Raw genomic sequence first — 25,536 nt, forward strand, 5'->3', positions numbered from 1 at the left:
AACGGTGGTCTGCTTGCGATAAGATATGTGTTAACCAGATCACTGCTACATTCCCCAAGCTTTGTCCTCGCCAATTTCCATGGGTGGGGAAGTTTTTATCTATTAGCTTTTGTACACCCATCCGTTCTATCTGTGTGAGTAGTACGGGTATGTCATCTACTCGTTCGTTTGTAATTATGGATTCAGTTGCCATAACGTCGAACATATACTTACTTAGCTTATTTTGTATAACCTGTCTCTGATTATACTTTTATCTGCACATTTTTCCTAACTCCCTAAAAAATGGGCGAACCGGGAGTCATAATTACTCATTCTCTGAATGTATTTCTCAAGATAGGGTTGGTAGATTGAGGACACAAGTATGTAAATCAATTTTCAACTATTTATTACTCGGATACTAGAAGATAATTTGTCTGGTAGATTACATAAATTCCAGATTATCAAGTATTATGTGTAATTGAAGTATTGTAAAATACTATTTACATCAGGTAAAACCAAAGGATATAGTTAAGTAAGCTTGAATAGAATTAACCAAGTCTGTAAATAGAATATTTGTTTATAAATTGAGAAGTTATGTATAGTATTAGTGTAAATTCATCGGTTATAGCCGTATCTGAACCAGGAGGATTATATCAATCTCAAACAAAGTTGTCCCAATGGGTTGAAGTGCTTGTAGATTGTCCAGGATGTTCAGATTTATTTACCTATAAAATACCGGAACAGTTAGAAATCAAACCAGGGGATATTTTAAGTGTTCCTTTTGGTGCAACACAGGTAGGTGCGATCGCTATTCGCTTATTAACTCAACCTAATCTAGATATTCCCTTAGAAAAAATTCGAGAAGTTGAAGATGTGGTTAGTGAAGGGTTTTTTCCTGCTGGCTATTGGATATTACTTAACCGAGTTGCAGCTTATTACTATACACCTCTAATTCAAGTTATTCGCGTCGCATTACCACCAGGATTATTAGGAAGATCACAACGTCGTCTGCGGTTAACTCCCTTGGGTAGAGAAAATCTTTCTATTTACATTAGCCCTACAGCCCAGCAAGTAATCACACTTTTACAAAAAACGCCGACAGCAGACTACAGTTATCACTACATTCAACAAAAAGTTAAAGCTGCATATCGAGGTATTCGGGAATTAATTCGTTTGGGATTAGCAGAAAACTATTTAGAACCGCCACGACTAACCCAACCTAAATTACAAAAAGCTGTCACACTTTTGGATAATCATGATGACGATTTAACAACCCGTCAAAAAGAAATTGTGGAAGTTTTACGCCGACAAGGCGGGGAAATGTGGCAAAGTGAATTATTGCAACTTTGCGCTACTAGCACGTCTACGCTGAAAGCCTTAGTAGATAAAGGCTATATAGTCATTGAAGACAGAGAAATATTACGCCAAGAACAAGGACCAACAGTAGCCGGAGATTGGGCTAAATCCTTAACACCAGCCCAAAATAACGCCCTAGAAACGATTAATTCTTTAACTGGATTTACTCAAGTATTGTTACATGGGGTGACAGGTTCAGGAAAAACAGAAGTATATTTACAAGCCATATCACCTTTACTCGCACAAGGAAAATCCGCCCTTGTTTTAGTTCCCGAAATCGGACTCACCCCCCAACTCACGGACAGATTCCGCGCCAGATTTGGAAACAAAGTCCACGTTTATCACAGCGCCCTTTCCGACGGTGAACGTTACGACACTTGGCGACAAATGCTCACAGGAGAGCCACAAATCATCATTGGGACTCGCAGTGCCATTTTCGCCCCTTTGCCCAATTTAGGCTTAATTATCCTGGACGAAGAACACGATAGCAGCTTTAAACAAGATTCCCCCATTCCTACTTACCACGCCCGCACTGTCGCTCAATGGCGAGCCGAATTAGAACATTGTCCCCTTATTTTAGGTTCAGCAACTCCTTCTTTAGAAAGTTGGGTGAGTAGAAATCATCAATATTTATCGTTACCAGAACGGATTAACTCCCGTCCATTACCACCTGTGGAAATTGTGGATATGCGTCAAGAGTTAAAAGAGGGAAATCGGTCTATTTTTAGTAGAAAGTTGCAAAATGCACTGCAACAATTGGAAGAAAGACAACAACAGGGAATATTATTTATTCACCGACGGGGACATAGTACCTTTGTCTCTTGTCGCAGTTGTGGTTATGTGTTGGAATGTCCCCATTGTGATGTTTCTCTAGCTTATCATCATGTGGAAGCGGGAGCGCCAGAATTATTGCGCTGTCATTATTGTAATTATGGGCGTTTACATCCTCCCCATTGTCCTGAATGTAGTTCCCCTTATTTGAAATTTTTCGGTAGCGGTACTCAACGGGTAGCACAGGAATTAACTAAACAATTTCCCAATTTGAAAATAATTCGCTTTGATAGCGATACAACTACAAAGAAAGGTTCGCACCGTGAACTCCTAACTAGATTTGCTAACGGTGAAGCGCATTTATTAGTGGGAACACAAATGCTAACTAAAGGGTTAGATTTACCCCAAGTTACCCTTGTGGGTGTCGTCGCTGCGGATGGATTATTGCATTTATCTGATTATCGCGCCAATGAACGCACATTTCAAACTCTGACTCAAGTTGCAGGAAGGGCGGGAAGAGGGGATGATCCAGGTAGGGTAATTGTCCAAACCTATACCCCAGAACATCCGATTATTGAAGCGGTACAAAAACATGATTATCAATCTTTTTGTGATGCAGAGTTAGCACAAAGACAAGCTCTGAATTATCCTCCCTATGGGAGATTAATTTTATTGCGGTTAAGTAGTTTAGATCCGATTCAAGTCCAAAATACAGCCCAAATCATTGCTACATTTTTAAACGATAAGGAAGGGTTTGAGATATTAGGACCCGCACCTGCTAGTATTTTACGAGTAGCTAACCGTTATCGCTGGCAAATATTACTCAAGTTTGCTCCTGATGCTTTACCTAATTTACCAGATTGGCCAGAAGTGCGATCGCTCATCCACTCTTCTGTTAGTCTAACAATTGATGTAGATCCCATTAATATCATGTAATCGGGGAAAATATTATCCAAATATTATGGCAGATTTGGGTTATCTAGCGATCGCTGTTTAAATTAGTGGATACTACAGGAGCGATCGCTGCTATTATGGCTACTTATTGGTAATTTTTCAGCCAAGTTTCTAAATCTGTAACTGAAGTAAAGTCTAATAAAGCCTCTCCTAATTCTTCAAGTTTCTCCACAGATAATTGCTGGACTTTTTGAATTAATAATGAATCAATTTCCCCAACTCGGCGATTTAAGAGACGGATAATTAGACGTTGTTCTCCCTCTTGTTTAGCAAGTTCTCTGTCTTGTTGGTAAAGTGGTGCTAATCGCATAATCAACTCCTGATCTTCTGTTTGTGAACTTTGATTGATTTTTAAGTTTTTCTGGAGGTTATAGAGTAGTTCTAAGGTGATTTTGACGTAAGGTTGATTTAATGGTAACGCAGCTAATTCATCAATGGCTCGTTTTTGGACTGTACCTCTACCTAAAAGTCTTAACCATAGTGTTTCTGGAGTTTGGGGTAATTGATGAATGACAACAATTGCGGTGTGTAAGGATTTTGTTGGGTAAATTGTCAGAATCAGGATATCCAGGATTAAAGGATGAACAGGATGAAAACCAGAGATTTTATCACCAATCATCAATTACTTTAAAGATATCTTAGATGCTGCCAGATCCCCGACTTCTTTAAGAAGTCGGGGATCTATTCTATGCTATTATCTACTTGACTAAATCTAAAGTTTTCTGTATTATGGACGAAGCACTCATCAAGCATCCGAAAATCTAAAAAAATATTTTTTATCGCTCCACTCCGTTACGCTAGGGAAGGGAAAAATAAAGAGCGCAAAGCGCAAAAGAGCAAGAGTGCAAAGGGCTACTAAGTCCTCGCCGCACCACTACACACAACCCGAAAACCAACATTGAGGAAGTTGAAGTCGAGATTGTAGTAGTAGCGAAAAGCAGAACGGCAAAGTTCAGGATCGTTGTACCACGAACCACCGCGCAGCAGTCTAGACTCACTGTTTTTATCTAGCCAGGCGCTACCATCAGCGGGAGCATTTATATAATTTTTGTGCCACTCATCTTCGCACCATTCCCATACATTACCACACATATCGTATAAACCGCAAGGGTTAGCAGGAAATTTTCCTACTTCTGTGGTTTTTCCTCGATATTCTCCTTTTGCACCACCACCATAGGTGTAGTTACCATCATAATTTGCTAACTCTGTGGAAATTATTTCCCCAAAATAAAAGGGTGTAGTAGTTCCTCCACGACAAGCATATTCCCATTCGGCTTCACTAGGTAAGCGATAGGTTTGATTTGTCTTGAGGGAGAGTCTGGCGCAAAATTCTTGAGTATGATTCCACGATACACGCTCAACTGGCAGATTATCACCTTTAAACCTCGATGGATCAGATTCTAAATCAATCTTAACCTTGGGTAAAGCAGCTACAAGTCGCCATTGTTTTTGAGTGACTGGATATTTACCCATGAAAAACGAGGGAACGGTAACTTGATGCTGTGGACTTTCTGAAGAAATTGGGCTTTCGTCACTTTCTGGAGAACCCATTAAAAAAGTTCCTCCAGGAATATGTACCATTTCCAGAAATACACCATTTCCTAAATCTTGGGTAAAATACTCGGCACTTTTGGTAATACGTTTAATTCCTGTACCATTCTTATTTATCTGAGCAGTTTCAAACTGGAAAGTCTTTAACTGATAACCAGATTTATTTTTTTCTGCTTCTGCTTCTCGCTGACGTTGCAATCTTTCTGCTTCTTGCTGCAATCTTAGTTGTTCGGCTGCTTCTGCCTCTCGTTGGCGTTGCAATCTGTCTGCTTCTTGCTGGAATCGTAATTGTGATAATTCTTTTGCTCGTTGCTGAAGTTGCAATGCTTCCGCTTCTCGCTGCTTTTGTATCTGAAGCTGTTTTTGATATTCTGCTTCTTTAACAGATGTAATTTCTAACTCAATTGATACTACATCCTCATCTCTCAAACCTAAAACATCTTGCTGATAATCTTTAAGTATATTTAAAATATGTTCATCCAGAGGATATTTTTGCTCAACAGCTTTAGCAAAAGCTTGTTTGTAACTTTGCAAATTTGCTAACCGTCTACAAAAAGGTTCGAGAAATTCTGTTTCTATTTCTTCGGCTTTTGTATCTGTGATTCCCAGAATTTTCCGTTTTGGCTTTAAGACTAAAAAAGCCAATTCATTTAGTTCACCATTTGGAGCATATTGTTCAACCAATTTGCGATACTCTGCTTCTGGATTTTTGGGAGCATAGGCCAATAAAATATTGTATCCTTCCTTGTCCAGAATGATATCCGGTGTCATGTTAGGCTTCACCGCTTGGACTTTTGATTTAGCGTAAGTGTGTAGTTCTTGGACATGAATATTGCCATCGTTATCTGTATCTGCTGCACCTGTCTCAATTCCCTCAACTAAATATTGAGTATAGAGGGAAAGTGTTGCACCTTCTTGTGCAAAGGAAGTTTGAGTTGCACCAGAAGATGTAAGCACAACTCGTCCTTCTGCACCTAATTGCTTTTTGATATCTACTCCAATACTTTTTGTGTGCCAACCATTAGCAAAAGCACCACTATAACAAGCATCTAAAATTAAAATTTGCCGTTTGGAATAACAACTTTTTGATTGTGTTTGAATAAAATTTGCATCTACAGCAGTGGCTTCAAAGTCATCTTTTGCTGTGTTGCGAGTTGCTAAATAGAGATGATTATCATCATTAGTAATTCCATGTCCAGAAAAATAGAATAATAATAAATCTTCTTTACCTGCGTTCTTAAACAGCTTTTGAATTCCTATTCTCATAGCTACTGAATCAGGATTCAGCAGCCGTTCTACCTGTGCGAAATTTCCCAAGTTGGGATTTTGCAAAACTCGTTCCATAGCCTGGACATCATTGAGTGCAGATAATAGGGGTGGGATACCTGCACCATACTCACTTACTCCAATCAGCAGCGCTATTTTTTTAGCCATTGTCACCACCCATTGCGGCTAATAGGTCTTTGGCTATTTTTTCGCTTTCTAGCAGTTCTTGGCGGCTTTTGGCTTTGATACTGACTTCTTTATCACCAACTTTGACAGTGATTTCCAGGGATTGATCTTTCAGGCGATCGCCTAAAAAGCTCAAAAATGTTTTAATATTTTTCATACTGACTTGTGCTGTCAGCACTCCGATCAAAGTTGCAAAACCTGGCTTACTTCCTGCTTCTGGGTTAAAATCTTCAGCACGGTCTACTTTTTCTACTTCATCCGAATCCCGCAATTCCCGCAGTAGCTTACTTGCTATTTTTAGCCGTCTCTCATCATCTAATTCTGGGTCATCAATAGCAAAAGTAAATTGAATTGTGCGATTATCCGTCATATTCACCCCCAGAGTCTTAATTATATTTTTAATACTAAACTATACAGTGCAATTCTCCACTTTACTGTGAAAAAAGGTGGTAATTTTTAGATTTAAAAGTAGTGCATTTCCCATAACCTTTGTAGAGACGTTCTATGGAACGTCTCTACGGAGATTTCAAATCACTCTTAACTCCCTACTTTCAACTTCCCATAGGCATAACGAGTTAAACTACCCTCATTGAGATTATTCCACGCATACATCCGATCTCTAAAAGGTTTCCATTGTTCATAAACAGCTTTAAAATCAGGGTCTTTAGCCGCAAATTCATCATATAAAGCAAAAGAAGCTTTTTCCGCTGCTTCCAAAATTTCTTGACTATAAGCACGCACTTGAGTACCTGTTTTTAATAGTCTTTCCAATGCTTCACCATTACGAGCATCATAACGAGCTAACATTGTTGTATTCGACTGATATGCAGCCGTTTCTAATGCTGCTTGGTATTGGGGTGGTAACTTTTCCCATTCGTCCAAATTAACTTGTACTTCTAAAGTTGGACCTGGTTCCCACCAACCTGGATAATAATAAAATTTAGCGACTTTATTTAAACCTAATTTTTCATCATCGTAGGGTCCCACCCACTCAGCCGCGTCAATAGCACCTGTTTGTAGCGCTTGGAAAATTTCCCCACCAGGAAGAGTCTGTACAGTTACTCCCAATTTAGCCATAACTTGCCCGCCTAAACCGGGAATCCGCATTTTTAAGCCCTTGAGATCATTAAGTGTTTTGACTTCGTTGCGAAACCATCCCCCCATTTGTGTCCCCGTATTTCCCGCAGGAAATTGAATCACATTAAATTTGCTGGCGTAAATTTCCCGCAGTTTGGTTAAACCTCCACCTTCATATAACCAAGCGTTTTGTTGTTGGGCATTGAGTCCAAATGGTACTGATGTACCAAATCCTAAAGCGGGACTTTTACCGATATAGTAATAAGCGGCTGTATGTCCAGCTTGGACTGCACCTTGGGAAACCACATTGAGAACTTCTAAACCGGGGGCTATTTCTCCAGCCGCACGGGGTTCGATGATAAATTTGCCGTTAGTGAGAACTTTGACGCGCTCTGCTAAAACCTGCGCCCCGCCAAAAATAGTTTCTAAAGACAATGGCCAACTTGTAGCCATTTGCCATTTAACTATCGGCAGATTACTGGTGTCTGTTTGACCTGTGGCTGCTTGATTTTGCGCCTTTTGACAACCACCAACAATTGCTACTCCTGTAGCTGCGATCGCACTTTGAGATAATCTGTTAACAATAGCTCGACGTTTCATAAAAATGAATATTAGTAAGATTTACCTACAATATCATAATCCTGTAAAATTTTAGCCACTACAGGGTAGGTTGATGTTAAAATTTTTCGTGGAGATTAGGCACGGGGAAAAAAGGTTTTAGACTTGTTTACTTTTCCTTGTACAGTTTGATTCTATGGTGCTGATACACTTAAAACTTATTATTTCTTATAATTTTGCCAATTGCTGATCATTTCAGATTAGTATAAAAATATTAAGTAATTTCTAACTAAATTTAACGGCTATGTTAGAAACTGTTTTGGCTGAACCTAGCATTAAACTGCCACCCACCCAGGCAGAACTTCCTTGTGATGATGGTATCCCCATGGAGACACAAAGACATAAATTACAAATGGATATTTTAATTGATACCATTCAGCCTTGGTTAGATCAAAGGACTGATGGATATGTAGGTGGCAATATGTTTGTTTACTACAGTTTAGCACAATTAAAAAATCAAGATTTTCGCGGTCCAGATTTTTTTGCTGTTTTAGGTGTACCAAAAACAGAACGATTGTCTTGGGTAGTTTGGGAAGAAGGAAAACCCCCAGATGTGGTAATTGAATTACTTTCAGAAACCACAGCTAACAATGATAAAAATCAGAAAAAACTGATTTATCAAAATCAAATGCGGGTTTCTGAATATTTTTGGTATGACCCGTTTAACCCCAATGATTTTGCAGGTTTTGATCTGAATAGTGGTGCATATCAACAGATTGCTCTAAATGAGAAAAATCAATTGGTAAGCAAAGTTTTAAATTTAGCTTTAGTGCGTTGGGAAGGTAATTATAGAGGCGTTGATGCCACTTGGTTACGCTGGGCAACTTTGGATGGTGAGTTGTTTCCCACTTCTCAGGAAATGGTAATAATTACACAACAAAGAGCAGATGAAATAGAACAAATTGCAGAACAAGAAAAACAACGTGCAGAACAAGCTGAATTGCAATTAAGACAAGTTGCTATTAAGTTGTTACAGAATGGAATGTCCATAGAACAAGTGGCACAATTGACAAATTTGGATATTTTGGAGGTGGAACAATTGATGAATTAATAGTAAAAATTCACTAAAGTTTTTCTCGTTCCCATACTCTGTATGGGAATGAATTCCAGAAGGCTCTGCCTTCAATAACAGCAGAGGCAGAGCCTCCGTCAGGGCATTCCCAGTCAGAGACTGGGAACGAGATAACGAGATAAAAACACTGGGGAAATTTCTGAGTCTGTTTTAACAGACTTGAGCTATTAGACAGGGAATTTATTCCCTGGCTGACTGGCTGACTGTATTATCAGGTCTTGCCTTTAATTTATTATGTTGTATGCGTAACTCAAAAAGATTTGCTTTAATCAGTAAGCTATTAAGATTTTCTCAGTTTATTGACAATGGTGCTGATAAATTGGGATGGTTATCGAATTGGCTGGTTTTGCTGACAATTGGAGTCGGTTTTTTCAATGTTGTCGCCCGTTATATGGGTCGTTTCATTGGCGTACAATTGTCTTCTAATGCCTTATTAGAACTGCAATGGTATTTATTTTCTCTCACATTCTTATTCGGCTTTGTTTATATTTTACGTCATGGAGAAAATGTCCGGGTTGATTTTCTCTATACTAATATGAGTGAAAAAAACCGCGCCTTGGTTGATTTTATGGGAACAGTTTTATTTTTAATTCCCTTTTGTTTAATCGGTATTTGGGTGACAATCAATCCGGTTTTACAATCTTGGGGCAGATTAAGTGACGGTAGTTGGGGAACTTGGGAAATATCCTCTGACGCTAATGGTTTACCCCGCGCCCCAATCAAAACTATGGTTCCTATAGCCTTATTACTACTGCTTTTGCAAAGTATTTCTCAAGCAATTAAGTATTTAGCAGTATTATTAGGCTATCAACAAGCAGCGGAACAAATTCGTTTAGAAACTTCAGAAAATATCAATATTGAATAGGGAGACAATATGGGTTTTGAATGGTTAGCAATTTTAATGTTTGTCGGCTTTTTCTTTATTCTTATGAGTGGCTTTCCTGTCGCTTTTTCTTTTGCCGGCACAGCCATTGTTTTTGGACTTATGGGTACAGCAGTTGGGGCTTTTAATCCGGCGCGTCTTCTCCTATTACCTAATAGTTGGTTTGGCACAATGTCGAATTTTACCTTACTTGCTATTCCCTTCTTTGTGTTTTTGGGCGCAGTTCTAGAAAAGTCAGGATTAGCTGAAGAATTATTAGAAACTATCGGCATTATTTTAAGTCGTGTTCGGGGAGGATTAGCTTTAGCAGTTGTCTTAGTAGGAACTGTTTTAGCAGCCACAACTGGAGTTGTAGCCGCCACAGTAATTGTGATGGGGATGTTATCATTACCGTTGATGTTACGCTATGGCTATGATAAAAAATTAGCTTCAGGAGTAATTATTGCTTCCGGGACTTTAGCCCAATTAATTCCTCCCAGTTTAGTTTTAGTGATTCTCAGTGATCAAATTGGTGTTTCTGTGGGAGATTTATTTTTAGGGGCATTAATTCCCGGATTAATGTTATCTACTTCCTATATTCTCTATATTTTAGGACTAGCTTTTTTTCAACCGGAAAAAGTGCCACTTATCCCTGATGATGTGGTAATTCCTCAAGGTAATCAATTAATTAAACAAGTTTTTAAAGCTGTTGTACCCCCGATTATTTTAATTTTTGCGGTGTTAGGAAGTATATTCTTTGGTGTGGCAACTCCCACAGAAGCCGGGGCTGTAGGTGCTGTTGGGGCTTCTATTCTGGCTGCTTTTAATAAACGTCTGACACCACAATTAATTCGTGATGCTGCCCATTCTACCGCAGTAATTACAGCTTTGGTGGTGATGATTTTATTCTGTTCTTCGATGTTTAGTTTGGTGTTTGATGCTTTGGGTGGCAAAACTCTGATTACTAATTTATTAGTAGGTTTACCTGGAGGATATTGGGGTTTTTTAATTGTTAGTAATATCGTGATTTTTATTTTAGGAGCTTTTTTAGAATTTATTGAAATTTGCTTTATTGCTATGCCTTTATTTGTGCCAGCAGCCCAAGCTTTACATATTGATATGGTGTGGTTTGGTGTGGTTATGGCAGTGAATTTACAAACCGCATTTATTTCTCCACCTGTGGGATTTTCTTTGTTTTATTTACAAAGTGTTGCCCCTAAAGAAGTGAGTACATTAGATATTCATAAAAGTGCGATTCCTTTTATAGTTTTACAGTTTATTGTGTTATTAATTGTGATTGCTTTCCCGCAAACTGTTCGCTGGTTAATTGATATTTCAGCAACAACTGGTGTATAAAAAATAAGATGTGTTATCTTTCATTCTTTCGCCCAAAAAGAGCAGCAGTTATAGTTGTTCTAAAATTTTGATTAACTAAGGATATAAATAAAATGTCACAAGAAGAGTTTCAACAAAAAATCTTAATGATGAGTTTTGCCTGTGTAGTAACTGGAACTTGAAATATAGACTTAAAGAAAAATTGGCTGTAAATCTAAAATAAAACCTGGTAATACATCTTCTCCAGATAAACTTATAGGAGATTGTAAAACTTCTATTTCTTGATTTTGACGATAAATTTCTACTTGTTTGGTTTTAGGATTAATTAACCACCCTAAACGTAAACCATTGGCTATAAATTCCTGCATTTTTGCTTGAGTATCTGCTAAATCATCACTTTCAGAAACTAACTCAATCACAAAATCGGGACATAAAGGCAAAAACTTTTTTCTTTGTTCTGGTGTGAGTACATTCCATCTTTCTATTTTAATCCAAGACACATCTGGGGAACGGGTAGCACCATTAGGTAATTTAAAACCTGTGGAAGAATCGAAAGCTTTTCCTAAATTATTTTGGCGATTCCAATACCCTAAATCAAAACACATTTCAAAATTACGATTTCCTGTTTCTCCTCCAGTTGGTGACATAATAGTTAATTCCCCTTGATGTGATAATTCTAAACGCAAATCTTTATTAGCAGCGACTATTTCCACAAATTCATCATCTGTGAATTTTAATGATTGTGGTATTTGTAAAGTTACAGCAGTCATGATTCATACCTCTTGACTAATCTTGAATAATACTTTCCATTATATCTGTTAAAATGGCGGTTAGAAACCGCAGCTACACAGACGAAACCCACCTTCGTGGGTTAAATTCCGTGAGTCCGCGTAGGCGCGATTTATAAAATTAATGTTTCAAGTTTCGCTTGTACTTCTTCTATTAAATCTTGGGTAACACTTTCAACAAATTTTACCTTTATAGCTCTCCAATCTAGTGTTTTAATTTGGTCAGCTAACACAACTCCTTTTGTTTTCATTCCCTCAACAAGTGGAACTTCAAAACTCAGCCCTTTTGGATTGCTAGTTATAGGACACACTAGAACTAAAGAAGCCATTCGATTATATTTAATTGGAGATATAACAAGAACAGGACGATAGCCGATTTGTTCACGCCCAAGTTGTTGTAATTCGTTATTTAATGTCTTAGCAATATCATCAAAAGACATTCCTGACGCTTGCAGGGAAAATGCACGCTTAATCGAATCAGCAGTAAATCTTTGTGTGTTCCCAAATTCTAATTTAACAATATCTCCTCGATTGGGAAAATAAGAATTAACTACCAATCTTCATTCCCCACAGCGTTTCCAGTTTCAAATTCAGGATGAAATTTATCAGGAGTCATACCTTCAAGCAACTCATCCAGGGTATATTTTTTTCTTTTTTGTGGTGTAATCACAATCCTGTTACCTTCCACACTAAAATTTATTGCTATCCCTTCCGTTACTTGCGCTTGTTCAGCTACGGATCTGGGAATCCGAATCGCTAAACTGTTTCCCCATTTTGCCACAACTGTTGTCATAGTTATCTCCCAATATTTTGTTAGAAATCTACAGGACTAAACTTGAGGTTTTCTCCAGTCAAACACTCTTCACAACTTAGGTCAATGTATATACTTTGAATATACATATTTAATTAGCGGGTGTCAATAAATTTTTTAACCTGTAGAAAGGAAATCGCCCTGATCACTTCCCCCGTCTCTGATCTACGGTTACACACAAGTTCCGAAATAAATACGTTGTAGCAATCACCGGTAGAGTAACCCAACGTCCTGAAGCCAAAGCTAAAATAACTGATTTTTCCAGAACTAAAACTACTACAATGACAATTGATGCTAGATAATGGGAAAGCCTTGACATTTACCCAACCTAGCCCGGAACCAAAGAACTAACAATTATGCGAACTCACTATTGCGGCGAACTCCGAAAAGAACATATTGGTGAAACTGTTACCTTTTACGGATGGGTAGACCGTCGCCGCGATCACGGTGGTGTGATATTCTTAGATTTGCGCGATCGCTCTGGTATTGTCCAAATCGTCAGCGACCCCCAGCGCACCCCAACCAACGAAGAAACTAAGTCATACGCTGAACATTTTTGGAAAAAGAAAGGTAGTCCGCAAAACCAGGACGAACAAAATAGGAAAGAGGACTGGGACAAAGGACAATCCGTACTCAAAGAGATGCGTGTACTGGCTTATCAACAATTTGAAAAATTACGAAACGAATACGTTGTCGCAATCACCGGTACAGTTAGCCAACGTCCTCCAGAATCCCTAAATCCCCGGCTACCCACAGGCGAAGTCGAAATCTATGCTGATAAAATAGAACTCCTCAACGCCGTCCGTAAACAGTTACCTTTCCAAGTTTCCACCGCAGACACGGAAACAGTCAGGGAAGATTTGCGGTTAAAATATCGTTATTTGGACTTACGACGGGAACGCATGGCGCAAAATATGCAATTGCGTCACCAAGTCATCAAAGCCATGCGGCGCTACCTGGAAGACTTAGAAGGGTTTATCGAAATTGAAACCCCCATTCTTACCCGTTCTACTCCCGAAGGGGCGCGAGATTACATTCTTCCCAGTCGTGTGAATGAAGGTGAATGGTTTGCTTTACCGCAATCACCGCAACTATTCAAACAATTATTGATGGTATCGGGAATGGATAGATACTATCAAGTAGCGCGATGTTTCCGGGATGAAGATTTACGCGCTGACAGACAACCAGAGTTTACCCAATTAGACATGGAAATGAGTTTCATGTCTGAAGATGAAATTATTGAACTCAACGAAAAGTTAGTTTGTCATATTTTCAAAACAGTTAAAGGAATTGATTTACCTCGTCCTTTTCCTCGGCTTCCCTACGCGGAAGCTATGAACCGTTACGGAAGCGATAAACCAGATACCCGTTACGGTTTAGAATTAGTTGATGTTTCTGACGTTTTAAAAGATTCCGGTTTTAAAGTTTTTCGAGAAGCAATTTCTAACGGTGGGATTGTTAAAATTCTCCCCATTCCTAACGGTAACGATGCCATTTCTAATGTTCGTATTAAACCAGGTGGCGATATTTTCCGAGAAGCCGCAGAAGCAGGTGCGAAAGGATTAGCATATATTCGCGTCCGGGAAAATGGCGAACTTGACACCATTGGCGCAATTAAAGATAATTTGACACCAGAACAAAAGCAGGAAATTCTCACCAGAACAGGTGCAAAAGCTGGACATTTGTTATTATTTGCGGCTGCTGATACAAACACCGTTAATAAAACTTTAGACAGAATTCGTCAATTTGTGGCTAAGGAATTTAAGTTAATTGAAAAAGACAAAATTAACTTCCTCTGGGTGACAGAATTCCCCATGTTTGAATGGAATGCAGATGAAAAACGTCTGGAAGCATTACACCACCCATTTACAGCCCCTCATCCTGATGATATCAGCGATTTAAAAACCGCCCGCGCTCAAGCCTATGATTTAGTCTTCAATGGGTTTGAAGTTGGTGGTGGAAGTTTGCGAATTTATCAGCGAGAAGTTCAAGAACAGGTGTTTTCAGCTATTGGTTTATCAACGGAAGAAGCACAAAGTAAATTTGGCTTTTTGTTGGAAGCTTTTGAATATGGAACTCCTCCTCATGGTGGGATTGCTTACGGTGTAGATCGTTTGGTAATGTTGTTATCTGGAGAAGAATCAATTCGTGATGTGATTGCGTTCCCCAAGACTCAACAAGCTCGTTGTTTGTTAACAGATGCTCCTGCAAATGTGGACGCAAAACAATTAAAGGAGTTGCACGTTGCTTCAACTTTTAAACCGAAGGTTTAAGGTTTGATTATTCCCTCTGCTTTTTTTGCAGAGGGGTTAATTTTGGTTAAGTTCTCAGGCAAAAGCGCACTTTCAACCCCTATTTCCGTTTTCGTTGCTATCTGTATCGGTGGTTATCAATAACATACAAAGCTAAAGTCATTACTTGCTAAATACAAGCCAGTTACTCCCTCAACAAATCCAATGAGTTCAGAAGTATCTTTCAGAAAAATGCTAGTACCACTCTTGCCTCCAAGGGAATAGGTTTCGCTTAACTCATAGGAGCGACGATTTCCATGAAGTTGAATGGTATCTTGAGTATTGAAATCTTTAATCAGAGCGTAGTCTTGTAAACCTTTTCCTTGATAGTATGCTTGTTTAGAATTTCCTAGTACAAAAGTGTCTTGATCTTTTCCGCCGTAAAAGATGTCAATTTCTCCTAATCCTGGATTGCAAGCATAAGGATTAACTCCAATCAGAGTATCACGACCATTCCCACCATAAAGAGCGTCATTGCCTTCTCTGCCAACAATGTAATCGTTGCCGTTGAGTCCTTTGATTTCGTCCCATTCATTAGTGCCGAAAAGAGTATCTTTGCGATTTGTACCCTTTATCTCATTAAGATCGAAAGAAATGTTGTAAGTGATATCCAACACAAAGTCAGGTCCTGGGTTGTCGGCATCAAACTCAAGAGACCCCCCGAATTTAATCACATGATCTTCAGGAGAAAGGTTGCCTATCCCCACCCAATACCCGTCAGCAAGCACGCCACCAAAAGTTCCTCCTCCAGGGATGTCTGAAATGTTATCTTCAGGTAAAGTGTAGGAAAAAGGCTGATCAGATTGCTGTCTGTATTCAAATAGGTTAGGAATCTTAACGCCATCTATAGAGGCACTGAGATCCACAATGCCAGCAAGAAGAGTATCGAGTTCTATTTTAACCTCACCTTCTGTTGGTCCACCTGTACCAATACCTCCCACTAAAGTTCCATCCGAATTACGAATCGGGTCTCCCTTCGCATCACGAAGCACATCAGGACTTACCGCATTCAAAATCGGCAAAAAGAAGACAGATCCACCCGCTACCTTAATTGTCCGCTCGGCAGTTGCCGTGAATGGCAGTTCATCCGTCTCTGCAACTGCACCTGCCAGAAATTGGATGGAACCAATCCGAGTTAAACTGGCTTTTTCACTAGAACCTGCCGCCCCATTTGGATCGGTATTGTCGTCAAACTGACTAGGATTTTTGTCGGCAGGAATACCAAAGAATGTTTGCCACCAGATGTCTCCTAAATCATTCTGTTCAAATCCATTTATTCTTTCGCTCGGCGAAAAAACGCTTGCAAGCAGTAAATCATTTGTCACCTGCCCATGGGAACTTCTATCCATAGGCTTCTCTGGTTTAGAAGGAATTAGCTCATCCTTATGATTAAATTTTTCCACCTTTATTTTCCCATTTAACTAGTTTTAATCTTTCTGCATCCAATAATATTGTCTCTTGTCTAATCAGAGTAAATTTGTTGCGTCAAAATGACATATTAAATCAGAAATAAGGTGAATTCGTATGGAAAAATGTCAGATTTTTTCAAAGTTACTGTATTCATGAACTCAATACAATTCTTACATTTATTGGTCTTGAGTAAGATTTTTAACTATAATTTTTATTAGTATGGTATAAAAGTTAATATCTTGGTTTTTTATTTGTAGAAAATGACTATTCCTGATTTTCAAGCTATTATGCTGCCTTTATTGCAATATGCAAGTGATGGTAAGGAACATTCTTTAAGAGAGGCTATTACATATTTAGCTGATGTTTTTAATTTAAGTGATGAAGAAAAAAAGGGTTTATTACCTAGTGGACAACAAACTGTTTTTGATAATCGTGTAGGTTGGGCTAGAACTCATTTAAAAAAAGCTGTTTTATTGGAATATCCCAAAAGAGGATTTTTTCAAATTACTGATAGAGGTAAGGATTTATTAATTCAAAATCCCACTAAAATCAATATCAAGTTCCTTAATCAATTTCCAGAGCATATAGACTTTCTAAATTCTAAAAAAGATAATGATAAATCAGAACCAGAAATTATAGAAATATCGGAAACTACACCCCAAGAATCTATAGAATTTGGATATCAAAAAATTAGAAAGGAATTAGAGTTAGAGTTACTTAACCGTGTGAAAAGTTGTTCACCTGATTTTTTTGAAAGATTAGTGGTAGATTTACTTGTAAAAATGGGTTATGGTGGTTCAAGACGTGATGCTGGGAGAGCAATTGGTAAAAGTGGTGATGGGGGAATTGATGGGATAATTAAAGAAGATAAATTAGGTTTAGATATTGTTTATATTCAAGCGAAAAGATGGGATAATACTGTTGTTGGTAGACCAGAAATTCAAAAGTTTGTCGGGGCTTTACATGGACAAAGAGCAAGAAAAGGTGTTTTTATCACTACTTCTAGATTTTCCCAAGAAGCTAGAGAATATGTATCTATTATAGATAGTAAAATAGTGTTAATAGATGGACAAGAATTAGCCCAATTAATGATTGATAATCATGTGGGTGTTTCCACAGTTTCTATTTATGAGATTAAAAAAATAGATTCCGATTATTTTACAGATGAGTAATTATTAAACCAGGGTTATTTCATTCTAAACATAATTCGCCCTGAACTGAAGTAGCCTACGGAAACGCTACGCGAACAGGGCTAATAAATAAATTCCGTCAAAACGGACTATAAACTGCTAAATAAGAATGAAATAGCCCTGATTGCTTGGATCTATTGCTGAATCTGGCCGGCAATTTTTTTTACCAATCACTAATACTATTCTCATCCCAAACCTGCAATTTCAATTCTTGCAAATAATTTAACCCATTTTGAATTTGTGTTTCTGTTCCTTGTAAATCTAAGTCAAACCAACCATCACCTACAGCATTTTGTCCGAGAATTGCAGCTTTGATATTTACTGTTAAGCCGTATTCGGAAACTAGGCGAGAAATAACAGGTTCTTGATGATGATCTTGAGTGATTCTGATGCGAATTCGCTTGTTTATCAGGGTATTTTCACTGCTCATAACAACTCCTAAGATGTAATTTTATATCTGTCTAAAAATTACCCATTACCTATTACCCATTATTCAACTTCTTTAATCTGGGTTTTGCGTTCTAGAATTTCCTTGAGTATCAAGGTGATTACGGCTAGAAATGCTAACAATACAGCCGCAGAAAAAGCAGCTTCAGTTTCATATTGTTTGTAAGCATCTTCCACGAATAAGGGTAAACTCTGGGTTGTATTAGCAATGTTACCAGATACGACAGAAACTGCGCCAAATTCACCCATTGCTCTGGCATTTGTTAAGATTAAACCGTAGAGTAACCCCCAGCGAATACTCGGTAAAGTTACTCGCCAGAAAGTTTGCCAATCGTTTGCACCTAATGTTCTGGCGGCTTCTTCTTGATCTTTGCCAAATTCTTCTAAGATAGGAATTACTTCTCTGGCGACAAAAGGCATACTCACAAAGGCGGTAGCCATTACCATTCCTGGAAAAGCAAAGATAATTTGGATATTATGTGCTTGTAGCCAAGGACCAAACCAGCCCTGTCTGCCGTATAGTAGGACTATCATTAACCCGGCGACGACTGGGGAGATGGAAAAGGGTAAATCAATGATACTGAGAACTATAGCGCGTCCAGGGAATTTATGTCGAGCGATCGCCCAAGCCGCGCATAATCCAAATACTGCATTTACAGGGATGGAAATCGCAGCCAGTAATAGAGTTAACCAAGCTGCATGGAGAAATTCCGGTTTTGCCAGGTTGGATAAAAATGGTCCAGTTCCCTTTTTGAAAGCTTCAAAAAAAACATTAATAGCTGGAATATATTGAACCAGAAATAGGTAGGCGATCGCAATCCCAATTAAAACCGCCGGCACCCAACTTTGTTTTTTTTGTCTTTTAACTTTATCTATTGTCATATCTTCTCGCCCAAGCTTGTAAGAAATTAATTGCTAACAACATCACCAAAGAAATTCCTAATAAAACCACACCAATTACAGTTGCACCGGAATAGTCATATTGTTCCAACCGTTGGAAAATTAACACAGGTGCAATCAAATCTTTATATGGTGTATTAGAAGAAATAATTACTGTTGAACCATACTCTCCCACAGCGCGGGAAAAACCCAAAGCCACACCAGTTAAAATTGTCGGAAATAAAGGCGGTAAAATCACTTTCCAAAAAGTTTGCCATTCGGAAGCACCCAAACTCCAAGCAGCCTCTTCAATTTCCGATTCCATTTCTTGCAGTACCGGTTGGACAGTTCTCACCACAAAAGGTAAAGATATAAATATCATTGCTACCCCAACTCCCAACCGAGTAAAGGATACCTTAATCCCCATTGGTGCTAACAATGAACCCAGCCAACCATTATCACTATAAACTGTTGCCAGTGTTAAACCTGCTACTGATGTTGGCAAAGCAAATGGTAAATCTACAGTCGCATCAATAATCCGTTTCAAAGGAAAATCGTAACGCACCAATACCCAAGCAATCAAAGTTCCAAACACACCATTCAGCAAAGCTGCAAATAAAGACGTAACAAAGGTAACGTTATAAGTCGCCAATGCTAAATCATTAGTCGCAATTTCCCAAAACTTCTCTGGAGATTCCGTACTAGCCTTGAGAAACATGGCCATAATCGGAATAAATAACATCACAGTTAGATATCCCAAAGTAATTCGCCAAGTCCAAGGAAGATGAAGCAAATTATCTAGAAACACCTTCCAAATCGAAGGTTTAATATTAGTTTGTACAGGAGAAGATACAGCCATAATTTAATCAGTTGTTAGTTGTTTTTTAGAAAATTCAGGGGACTGGAAGTCACAGCTACACAAGCAAAACCCACCTGCATGGGTTTTAAATTTCCCTAGTCCGCGCAGGCGGACTTTGTTTGTATAGCCGTGATTTATAATCGCCGGGGCTTGTTACACAAGTAAAACCCACCTGCATAGGTTTTAAATTTCCTTAGTCCGCGCAGGCGGACTTTGTTTGTATAGCCGTGATTTATAATCGCCGGGGCTTGTCAATTACCGCTTATTTTTAGCTTGAATTTGGTCAAAAATTGCCCCTTCAGCAAAGAACTTTTTCTGAACAGCATCCCAACCGCCTAATTCTTGAACTGTACCTAAAGTTTTGATTTGGGGATATTTGTCAGCAAACTCTTTACTCTTAGCTACTGTTTCATCAACAGGGCGAAATCCTACTTTCGCAAATTCCTGTTGCGCTTCTGGAGTGAATAAGTATTTAACAAAAGCTTCCGCCACCTCCCGATTACCATGTTTATCAACATTTTTATCAACAACAGCAATAGGATTATCAATTGAGATATTCACATCAGGAAGAATATAATTGGTTTTTTCACCCTTGTCTTTGGCCAAAACAATTTCATTTTCATAATTGATCAAAGCATCACCTTGTCCTTGTTTAAAAAATGCGTCTGTAGCTTCACGAGCATCTTTAGTTAATACAGGGACATTTTTATAAACCTTAGTCACAAACTCAATGGCTTTTGTTTCATCTCCACCAGTTTTAATGACCGAATTCCAAAGTGCGAGAAAATTCCACCGCGCTACCCCAGAAGTTTTAGGATCTGCGGTAATTAGCTTAACATTATCTTTCGCTAAATCAGCCCAATTCTTAATACCTTTAGGGTTGCCTTCACGAGTTACTAAAGCAGCGACAGATTTGGAAACAATCCCATTATTAGGAAATTTTTTCTCCCACCCAGCTTGAATTAATCCCGCCTTCTCAATTTTTTGCGTATCTAAAGCTAGTGCTAGGTGAACAACATCCGCTTCTAAACCATCAACTACAGCACGAGTTTGTGAACCAGACCCGCCATAGCTTTGTTTGAAAACTACAGTTTGCTTATGTTCCTTTTGCCATTTTTCCACAAATTTGGGAATAATGGCAGCGTGAGCAGCTTTAGTGACAGCAAAAGATACAAGGGTTAGTTCTACATTCTGGCTTTTACCCGTATCATTACTGGTGTTTGTCCCAGAACAAGCAGCAAGAGATACACTCAATACCGTTCCTACTAAAACAAGTGAGACAAAGCCTTTGAGAGAATTGGGGCTAAACCTCAGTTGTAATATTTTCCGTAATTGTTGCCACAAATTCATTATTTTTCCTCCTGTAAAACTACGGATAATTAATTTCTTAGCTTGCAATTATGCTTCAGCGCACAAGTACATAATTGTCAATGCCATTTCAATACCTTGTCCATTTTTTGTAGGTCGGGTTAAGCGACAGCGCAACCCGACACATTTGTTGGGTTATGGCTATGGCTCCTACGTCGCCACGCAAGCTATCGCCACACTATGGCTAACGCCTCCCGTCAGGGATACGTGAACGTACCTCAATCCAACCTACAAATCAAGACTTTTTTCGATTTGGACAAGGTATTGCCATTTAAAACAGCATATTGACGATAGGGAATATGGTGATTTTACCAGTTTCAGGACAAATTACAACGCCTCTAATAAAGAAGTATCAATTTTCAATTGTCTTTATAGAGGTTGCAAAATATAAATACTTACTTAAATAGTTATTTATAATACATAAATTAAATAAAATACTTGCAGCAAAAATAGATTTAGTTTATCAAAAGACTTAATATATAAGCTTTACAAGTAATAAATTACCAAAAAAATATTTGCAATATTAAATACATACAATACTCGATAGAAAAATAGTTGTTTTTAAGTACAAAAACTATTGATTTTATTTATTACATCTGGTAAGCTCTTTTCGATAGGTTAAATACTGTATCCTGACAAAGATGCCGTAGATTATTTTTAAGCCAATTTAAGGACATCCCATGACAGATAATTCTTCCAATACTAAAAAATTAGTACCAACAACAAAGCCATTCTTTCCTACGCTGTTCTTAGCCACAAGTTTAAGTATAAGCACTATTCTACCTGTATTTGCAGGTACAGCCCAGAAAACACAACTCATTAGTCAAAGTGGTAAAAAAGTTGAACTTACCTTAGTTACTTACGCAGTTACCAAAGCGGCTTACTCTAAAATCATTCCCGATTTTGTGGCGAAATGGAAAAGAGAAAAAGGTCAAGATGTTGTAATTCGGGAAAGCTATGGTGGTTCTGGCTCGCAAACCCGCGCTGTTATTGATGGTTTACCCGCAGATGTGGTAGCTTTGGCATTGGCTGGAGACATTAAAAAAATTGAACAAGCCGGCTTGATTCAACCAGGTTGGGAAAAAGAATCTCCGAATAACGCAATTGTTACCCGTTCAGTAGTTGCGCTGGAAACTCGGGCTGGTAATCCCAAAAATATCAAGAATTGGAGTGATTTAACGAAACCTGACGTTAAGATTGTTACCGCAAACCCCAAGACATCTGGTGGAGCTAAATGGAATTTTCTAGCTTTGTGGGGTGCTATAGTTAAAAATGGTGGAAATGATACCCAGGCTTTGAAATTCGTTACTAATGTGTTTAAGAATGTGGTTGTATTACCCAAAGATGCACGGGAGTCTAGTGATGCTTTTTACAAAAAAGGTCAGGGTGATGTATTACTAAACTATGAAAACGAAGTCATTTTAGCTGCACAACAGGGAAAAACAGATATTTCTTACATAGTTCCTCCAGTTAATATTTCTATAGAAGGACCTGTCGCAGTTGTGGATAAAAATGTTGATAAGCATGGAAATCGTGAAGTATCTGAAGCTTTTGTCAAGTTCCTTTTCACTCCAGCAGCACAACGTGAGTTTGCTAAAGTCGGTTTTCGTCCAGTTGATCCTACTGTGTCCAAAGAAGTAAAAAATAAATTCCCTTATATTGCCCGACTCTATACTGTAGCTGATATTGGAGGCTGGGGTACTGTACAGAAGAAGTTCTTTGCTGATGGTGCGATTTTTGACAAAATCCAAGGTGGAAGACGATAAATATAGCAATTCTTGATTAAGTCTAATTATTCTGACAGCGGTTTTTCCCTCTTATGAGGTACATATTAGCCCCCTCATCGCACCCCCCTAAATCCCCCCGCAGCGGGGGGAAGAAAAGGATAAGCTTTTGATACGGGAGGGGGTTGGGGGTGGGGTTTTTGTGCCTCATAACATCGGGAAGTGCTGTAAGTCGCGGTGAAGATAAAATTTTTTAGGGATGCAGGATTTTATAGACCGTGACTTTAATGTATCATAAGTCAATGCCTTCGCTGAATTAAAACCAGCTTTGATTTTTTTTGGATTTAATGATGAATTTTGCTCTTTCTTATTAATAAAATAGTTGTCAAAAATCAGGCAAATTTTAGGGGTAATCCATCCTGAAATATTAATAACTCTCCCGGTGGGATTTGTGTCCAAACTTCGTTATCGGTTAGGGGTGTGGTAACAATGACAGCAACGCGATCGCTTGGTGTAGTCAATTCGCTAAAATCTACAGTCATTTCTTCATCAATTAAATGCGCCGCAGCAAAGGGTGCTTGTCTAATAATGTAGCAAAGTTTGGTTGAGCAATAGGTGAAAAAATGCTGACCATTTGATAACATATAGTTGAAAGATCCAAGAATTGCTATCTCTTTGGTGATTTTATGTAGTGTCTGGTAGAGTTCCTTTAATGATGGTTGTCCTTGGGGAAAATGCGATCGCAAAGTATTAAGAATTAAGCAAAATGCTTTTTCGCTATCGGTAGCACCCACAGGTTGAAAAGCCCCATGATTTTCTGGGTTAAAATCTGGTAAATTACCATTATGAGCAAATACCCAATATCTACCCCAAAGTTCCCGACGGAAAGGATGACAGTTTTCTAAGGCTATTTTACCTTGAGTGGCTTTGCGGATATGAGCTATCACATGAGTAGAATGAATGGGATACTGACGGATAAAATCGGCAATTGGTGACGCTATAGAAGCTTCAGCGTCTAAAAAAATTCGACAGCCTTTATCTTCAAAAAAAGCAATTCCCCAACCATCACTATGTTCATCTGTTTTTCCTCCTCTGGCAGAAAAACCTTCAAAGGAAAAGCAAATGTCTGTGGGTACGTTGCAGTTCATTCCTAACAGTTGGCACATTAGTTTTGTCGTTGTAAAGATCAACTTCAGGGTAACTGATTAATTGTGATGGGATAGGTGCAATTTGTACATTTAATTAGCAAATATATGAGGCGTTGGTGAATTGGGGTATGAAAGTCGAAAATTCCATCTCTCAAACTCTTACTCTCTGCGCCTGGAGCGTCTCTGCGTGTTCGCGCAGCGTGCCGTAGGCATAATAAAATCATACTTTTACTCAGCAACGCCATATATGAATACACCTCCTGCATAAACGCCGATAATCCGATAGAGATACCGTATATTTGAATTGATTATAGAATCATCACATATTCTTCTCAAGGGGGCAAGATGTTTTGAGGTGATTTTCATCAATTTCTCGTCAGAGAATTTATCAATCTTGTGGAGTTGTTTGGCTAAGGAAGAGAAAAATAGCAAATAATAGATTATGGACAAACGCAATTTTTTACAAATCAGTACCCTATTAGTCGGTACAGCCTTTTTTTCCCATTATATCAATTGGAGTTCAGAATCTATGGCACTTTCTAACACAGAGTTTGCAGTGACAAAAACAGAGGAAGAGTGGAAGAGTATCCTCACACCAGAACAGTTTCGGGTGTTGCGGAAACATGGTACAGAACCCTCCCATACCAGTCCCCTCGATAAGCAATATGAACCTGGTACTTATGTCTGCGCTGGGTGTGGACAGGCTTTGTTTACTGCTGATACTAAGTTTAATAGTGGTACTGGCTGGCCAAGCTTTTTTAAACCCATAGAGGGGGCGATCGCTACTACTACAGATAGAACATTTTTCATGACCCGAACTGAAGTCCATTGTAGTAATTGTGGTGGACATTTAGGCCATGTTTTTAATGATGGACCCAAACCAACTGGTCTCCGTTACTGTATGAACGGTGTATCTTTACAGTTTACACCTGCGTAGATCACTAATACGGTTCACTTTTTAAACTCTCTCAAGGGGTGCAAACCCCTTGTTTTATTCTGTCAAAAGCAGGAAATTGGAATATAGCAGGTAGAGTTTAGATAAAATTGTCGAAAACAAGGATAAGGATTAGATAATGCAAGTTCTCAAAAGATCCATCAAACCAGAAAGTTATATATCGTTTCTCCACATTTACCAAACTACTTGGGGAACTGCTGGTGATATTTGTTTAGTTCGGGAATCTGTAGCTGAATCTAGTGCATCTAAGTTTGTGGGTCGCAGAATTAAATTAGCTCTCCCTAAAGGTATGGAACGTGATTACTTAGTGAATATTCCCATCATTAAAATTGCAGGTTACGTAGGTGAAGGGCATCCTAAAGATCCACAGTCTGAATGGGAAGCCTATGATGGTATAGATCCAGAAATAGCGATCGCAGTTTTGAAAATTTGGGGCTTTAAGTTAATTGAGTTATAGAAGATTTCACTTAAGGTACATCTTCATAGAATAGGCAAAAAACTCCTATTTACAAAAACCATGAGCAACAGCACAAAAAATTAAGAGTGCGTCAAGAATTATCTTCCTAACGCACCCTATAAATTAAAAATTTTTGGGTAAACTTAGTACACAACAGCGGAAGTTAACTTTTAATTTTTAAT

At 38.5% G+C, this 25,536-nt stretch carries 21 protein-coding genes and 2 pseudogenes; 9 read left to right on the top strand and 14 right to left on the bottom strand.

Features of this window, described 5'->3' with window-relative positions; genetic code table 11:
• Positions 1 to 205 (bottom strand): annotated as a pseudogene (locus AN486_RS00655) (hypothetical protein); the annotation flags it as partial.
• 368 nt (positions 206 to 573) lie between these two features.
• Here AN486_RS00655 and priA point away from each other — a divergent pair.
• On the top strand, positions 574 to 3,042 hold the full coding sequence (gene priA / locus AN486_RS00660; RefSeq protein WP_290598627.1) for a primosomal protein N': 2,469 nt from the start codon (positions 574 to 576) through the stop codon (positions 3,040 to 3,042).
• A gap of 103 nt (positions 3,043 to 3,145) precedes the next feature.
• Here priA and AN486_RS00665 read toward each other — a convergent pair.
• The 4 genes and pseudogenes from AN486_RS00665 to AN486_RS00680 all read right to left on the bottom strand — a co-directional run.
• Positions 3,146 to 3,595 (bottom strand): annotated as a pseudogene (locus AN486_RS00665) (DUF4351 domain-containing protein); the annotation flags it as partial.
• A 320-nt stretch (positions 3,596 to 3,915) separates the two neighbouring features.
• Entirely contained in the window at positions 3,916 to 6,045 is a 2,130-nt protein-coding gene (locus AN486_RS00670; protein ID WP_290598628.1) for an SUMF1/EgtB/PvdO family nonheme iron enzyme, read from the bottom strand.
• Positions 6,038 to 6,433, bottom strand: coding sequence for a hypothetical protein (locus AN486_RS00675; RefSeq protein ID WP_053538538.1), 396 nt, complete (start codon positions 6,431 to 6,433; stop codon positions 6,038 to 6,040). Before AN486_RS00675 ends, AN486_RS00670 begins: the two co-directional genes overlap by 8 nt.
• A 167-nt stretch (positions 6,434 to 6,600) precedes the next feature.
• Entirely contained in the window at positions 6,601 to 7,740 is a 1,140-nt protein-coding gene (locus AN486_RS00680) for a TRAP transporter substrate-binding protein (protein WP_290598632.1), read from the bottom strand.
• A gap of 262 nt (positions 7,741 to 8,002) precedes the next feature.
• Here AN486_RS00680 and AN486_RS00685 point away from each other — a divergent pair, with 262 nt between their 5' ends.
• The 3 genes from AN486_RS00685 to AN486_RS00695 all read left to right on the top strand — a co-directional run bounded on the left by AN486_RS00685 (position 8,003) and on the right by AN486_RS00695 (position 11,048).
• Positions 8,003 to 8,809, top strand: coding sequence for a Uma2 family endonuclease (locus AN486_RS00685; RefSeq protein ID WP_053538536.1), 807 nt, complete (start codon positions 8,003 to 8,005; stop codon positions 8,807 to 8,809).
• A 262-nt stretch (positions 8,810 to 9,071) separates the two neighbouring features.
• Complete coding sequence (locus tag AN486_RS00690; RefSeq protein ID WP_290598634.1) at positions 9,072 to 9,695, top strand: TRAP transporter small permease subunit; 624 nt, start codon at positions 9,072 to 9,074, stop codon at positions 9,693 to 9,695.
• Positions 9,696 to 9,704: 9 nt separating this feature from the next.
• Positions 9,705 to 11,048, top strand: coding sequence for a TRAP transporter large permease subunit (locus tag AN486_RS00695; RefSeq protein WP_290598636.1), 1,344 nt, complete (start codon positions 9,705 to 9,707; stop codon positions 11,046 to 11,048).
• A gap of 170 nt (positions 11,049 to 11,218) precedes the next feature.
• Here AN486_RS00695 and AN486_RS00700 read toward each other — a convergent pair whose 3' ends face one another.
• The 3 genes from AN486_RS00700 to AN486_RS00710 all read right to left on the bottom strand — a co-directional run bounded on the left by AN486_RS00700 (position 11,219) and on the right by AN486_RS00710 (position 12,608).
• Complete coding sequence (locus AN486_RS00700) at positions 11,219 to 11,797, bottom strand: Uma2 family endonuclease (RefSeq protein WP_053538533.1); 579 nt, start codon at positions 11,795 to 11,797, stop codon at positions 11,219 to 11,221.
• A gap of 131 nt (positions 11,798 to 11,928) precedes the next feature.
• Positions 11,929 to 12,372, bottom strand: a complete 444-nt coding sequence (locus AN486_RS00705) for a type II toxin-antitoxin system PemK/MazF family toxin (protein WP_284081990.1) — start codon at positions 12,370 to 12,372, stop codon at positions 11,929 to 11,931.
• Positions 12,366 to 12,608 carry an AbrB/MazE/SpoVT family DNA-binding domain-containing protein gene (locus AN486_RS00710; RefSeq protein WP_027402219.1) on the bottom strand — a complete coding sequence of 81 codons (243 nt, stop codon included), beginning with the start codon at positions 12,606 to 12,608 and terminating at the stop codon, positions 12,366 to 12,368. Before AN486_RS00710 ends, AN486_RS00705 begins: the two co-directional genes overlap by 7 nt.
• A gap of 374 nt (positions 12,609 to 12,982) precedes the next feature.
• Between AN486_RS00710 and aspS the strand changes: the two genes are divergently transcribed.
• Complete coding sequence (gene aspS, locus AN486_RS00715; RefSeq protein ID WP_290598642.1) at positions 12,983 to 14,899, top strand: aspartate--tRNA ligase; 1,917 nt, start codon at positions 12,983 to 12,985, stop codon at positions 14,897 to 14,899.
• Between the two features lie 116 nt (positions 14,900 to 15,015).
• On the opposite strand, the gene AN486_RS00720 is transcribed toward aspS, so the two are convergent.
• Positions 15,016 to 16,320, bottom strand: a complete 1,305-nt coding sequence (locus AN486_RS00720) for a calcium-binding protein (RefSeq protein ID WP_168634871.1) — start codon at positions 16,318 to 16,320, stop codon at positions 15,016 to 15,018.
• Positions 16,321 to 16,587: 267 nt separating this feature from the next.
• Here AN486_RS00720 and AN486_RS00725 point away from each other — a divergent pair, with 267 nt between their 5' ends.
• Positions 16,588 to 17,499 (top strand): restriction endonuclease, encoded by a 912-nt coding sequence (locus AN486_RS00725; protein ID WP_168634872.1) that lies wholly within the window; start codon positions 16,588 to 16,590, stop codon positions 17,497 to 17,499.
• Between the two features lie 181 nt (positions 17,500 to 17,680).
• Here AN486_RS00725 and AN486_RS00730 read toward each other — a convergent pair whose 3' ends face one another.
• The 4 genes from AN486_RS00730 to AN486_RS00745 form a co-directional block, all read right to left on the bottom strand.
• A complete protein-coding gene (locus tag AN486_RS00730; protein WP_039199230.1) occupies positions 17,681 to 17,947 on the bottom strand; it encodes an NIL domain-containing protein in 267 nt (88 codons plus the stop codon).
• A 59-nt stretch (positions 17,948 to 18,006) separates the two neighbouring features.
• A complete protein-coding gene (gene cysW, locus AN486_RS00735) occupies positions 18,007 to 18,846 on the bottom strand; it encodes a sulfate ABC transporter permease subunit CysW (protein ID WP_039199228.1) in 840 nt (279 codons plus the stop codon).
• Positions 18,833 to 19,702: a sulfate ABC transporter permease subunit CysT gene (gene cysT, locus AN486_RS00740; protein ID WP_053538528.1), complete on the bottom strand. Its 870-nt coding sequence runs from the start codon at positions 19,700 to 19,702 to the stop codon at positions 18,833 to 18,835. Before cysT ends, cysW begins: the two co-directional genes overlap by 14 nt.
• A 255-nt stretch (positions 19,703 to 19,957) precedes the next feature.
• On the bottom strand, positions 19,958 to 21,052 hold the full coding sequence (locus AN486_RS00745) for a sulfate ABC transporter substrate-binding protein (RefSeq protein ID WP_290598648.1): 1,095 nt from the start codon (positions 21,050 to 21,052) through the stop codon (positions 19,958 to 19,960).
• Positions 21,053 to 21,750: 698 nt separating this feature from the next.
• On the opposite strand from AN486_RS00745, the gene AN486_RS00750 reads away from it, so the two are divergent.
• A complete protein-coding gene (locus tag AN486_RS00750) occupies positions 21,751 to 22,836 on the top strand; it encodes a sulfate ABC transporter substrate-binding protein (RefSeq protein ID WP_290598650.1) in 1,086 nt (361 codons plus the stop codon).
• A 350-nt stretch (positions 22,837 to 23,186) separates the two neighbouring features.
• On the opposite strand, the gene AN486_RS00755 is transcribed toward AN486_RS00750, so the two are convergent.
• Positions 23,187 to 23,960: a class II glutamine amidotransferase gene (locus AN486_RS00755; protein WP_290598652.1), complete on the bottom strand. Its 774-nt coding sequence runs from the start codon at positions 23,958 to 23,960 to the stop codon at positions 23,187 to 23,189.
• A 424-nt stretch (positions 23,961 to 24,384) separates the two neighbouring features.
• On the opposite strand from AN486_RS00755, the gene msrB reads away from it, so the two are divergent.
• Positions 24,385 to 24,879, top strand: a complete 495-nt coding sequence (msrB, locus tag AN486_RS00760; RefSeq protein WP_053538526.1) for a peptide-methionine (R)-S-oxide reductase MsrB — start codon at positions 24,385 to 24,387, stop codon at positions 24,877 to 24,879.
• A gap of 136 nt (positions 24,880 to 25,015) precedes the next feature.
• A complete protein-coding gene (locus AN486_RS00765) occupies positions 25,016 to 25,354 on the top strand; it encodes a hypothetical protein (RefSeq protein ID WP_039200904.1) in 339 nt (112 codons plus the stop codon).
• Positions 25,355 to 25,536 lie beyond the last annotated feature (182 nt).

This window comes from Anabaena sp. AL93 (assembly GCF_001672085.1).
Taxonomy (GTDB): domain Bacteria; phylum Cyanobacteriota; class Cyanobacteriia; order Cyanobacteriales; family Nostocaceae; genus Dolichospermum; species Dolichospermum heterosporum.

Bases quoted from the DNA above. Each gene is read 5' to 3' on its own strand.
- AN486_RS00685 (WP_053538536.1), top strand. From the start codon at position 8,003: ATGTTAGAAACTGTTTTGGCTGAACCTAGCATTAAACTGCCACCCACC.
- AN486_RS00680 (WP_290598632.1), bottom strand. From the start codon at position 7,740: ATGAAACGTCGAGCTATTGTTAACAGATTATCTCAAAGTGCGATCGCA.
- AN486_RS00700 (WP_053538533.1), bottom strand. From the start codon at position 11,797: ATGACTGCTGTAACTTTACAAATACCACAATCATTAAAATTCACAGAT.
- AN486_RS00670 (WP_290598628.1), bottom strand. From the start codon at position 6,045: ATGGCTAAAAAAATAGCGCTGCTGATTGGAGTAAGTGAGTATGGTGCA.
- cysT (WP_053538528.1), bottom strand. From the start codon at position 19,702: ATGGCTGTATCTTCTCCTGTACAAACTAATATTAAACCTTCGATTTGG.
- AN486_RS00755 (WP_290598652.1), bottom strand. From the start codon at position 23,960: ATGTGCCAACTGTTAGGAATGAACTGCAACGTACCCACAGACATTTGC.
- AN486_RS00745 (WP_290598648.1), bottom strand. From the start codon at position 21,052: ATGAATTTGTGGCAACAATTACGGAAAATATTACAACTGAGGTTTAGC.
- AN486_RS00750 (WP_290598650.1), top strand. From the start codon at position 21,751: ATGACAGATAATTCTTCCAATACTAAAAAATTAGTACCAACAACAAAG.
- AN486_RS00690 (WP_290598634.1), top strand. From the start codon at position 9,072: ATGCGTAACTCAAAAAGATTTGCTTTAATCAGTAAGCTATTAAGATTT.
- msrB (WP_053538526.1), top strand. From the start codon at position 24,385: ATGGACAAACGCAATTTTTTACAAATCAGTACCCTATTAGTCGGTACA.
- AN486_RS00765 (WP_039200904.1), top strand. From the start codon at position 25,016: ATGCAAGTTCTCAAAAGATCCATCAAACCAGAAAGTTATATATCGTTT.
- AN486_RS00695 (WP_290598636.1), top strand. From the start codon at position 9,705: ATGGGTTTTGAATGGTTAGCAATTTTAATGTTTGTCGGCTTTTTCTTT.
- cysW (WP_039199228.1), bottom strand. From the start codon at position 18,846: ATGACAATAGATAAAGTTAAAAGACAAAAAAAACAAAGTTGGGTGCCG.
- AN486_RS00710 (WP_027402219.1), bottom strand. From the start codon at position 12,608: ATGACAACAGTTGTGGCAAAATGGGGAAACAGTTTAGCGATTCGGATT.
- AN486_RS00725 (WP_168634872.1), top strand. From the start codon at position 16,588: ATGACTATTCCTGATTTTCAAGCTATTATGCTGCCTTTATTGCAATAT.
- priA (WP_290598627.1), top strand. From the start codon at position 574: ATGTATAGTATTAGTGTAAATTCATCGGTTATAGCCGTATCTGAACCA.
- AN486_RS00730 (WP_039199230.1), bottom strand. From the start codon at position 17,947: ATGAGCAGTGAAAATACCCTGATAAACAAGCGAATTCGCATCAGAATC.
- AN486_RS00675 (WP_053538538.1), bottom strand. From the start codon at position 6,433: ATGACGGATAATCGCACAATTCAATTTACTTTTGCTATTGATGACCCA.
- aspS (WP_290598642.1), top strand. From the start codon at position 12,983: ATGCGAACTCACTATTGCGGCGAACTCCGAAAAGAACATATTGGTGAA.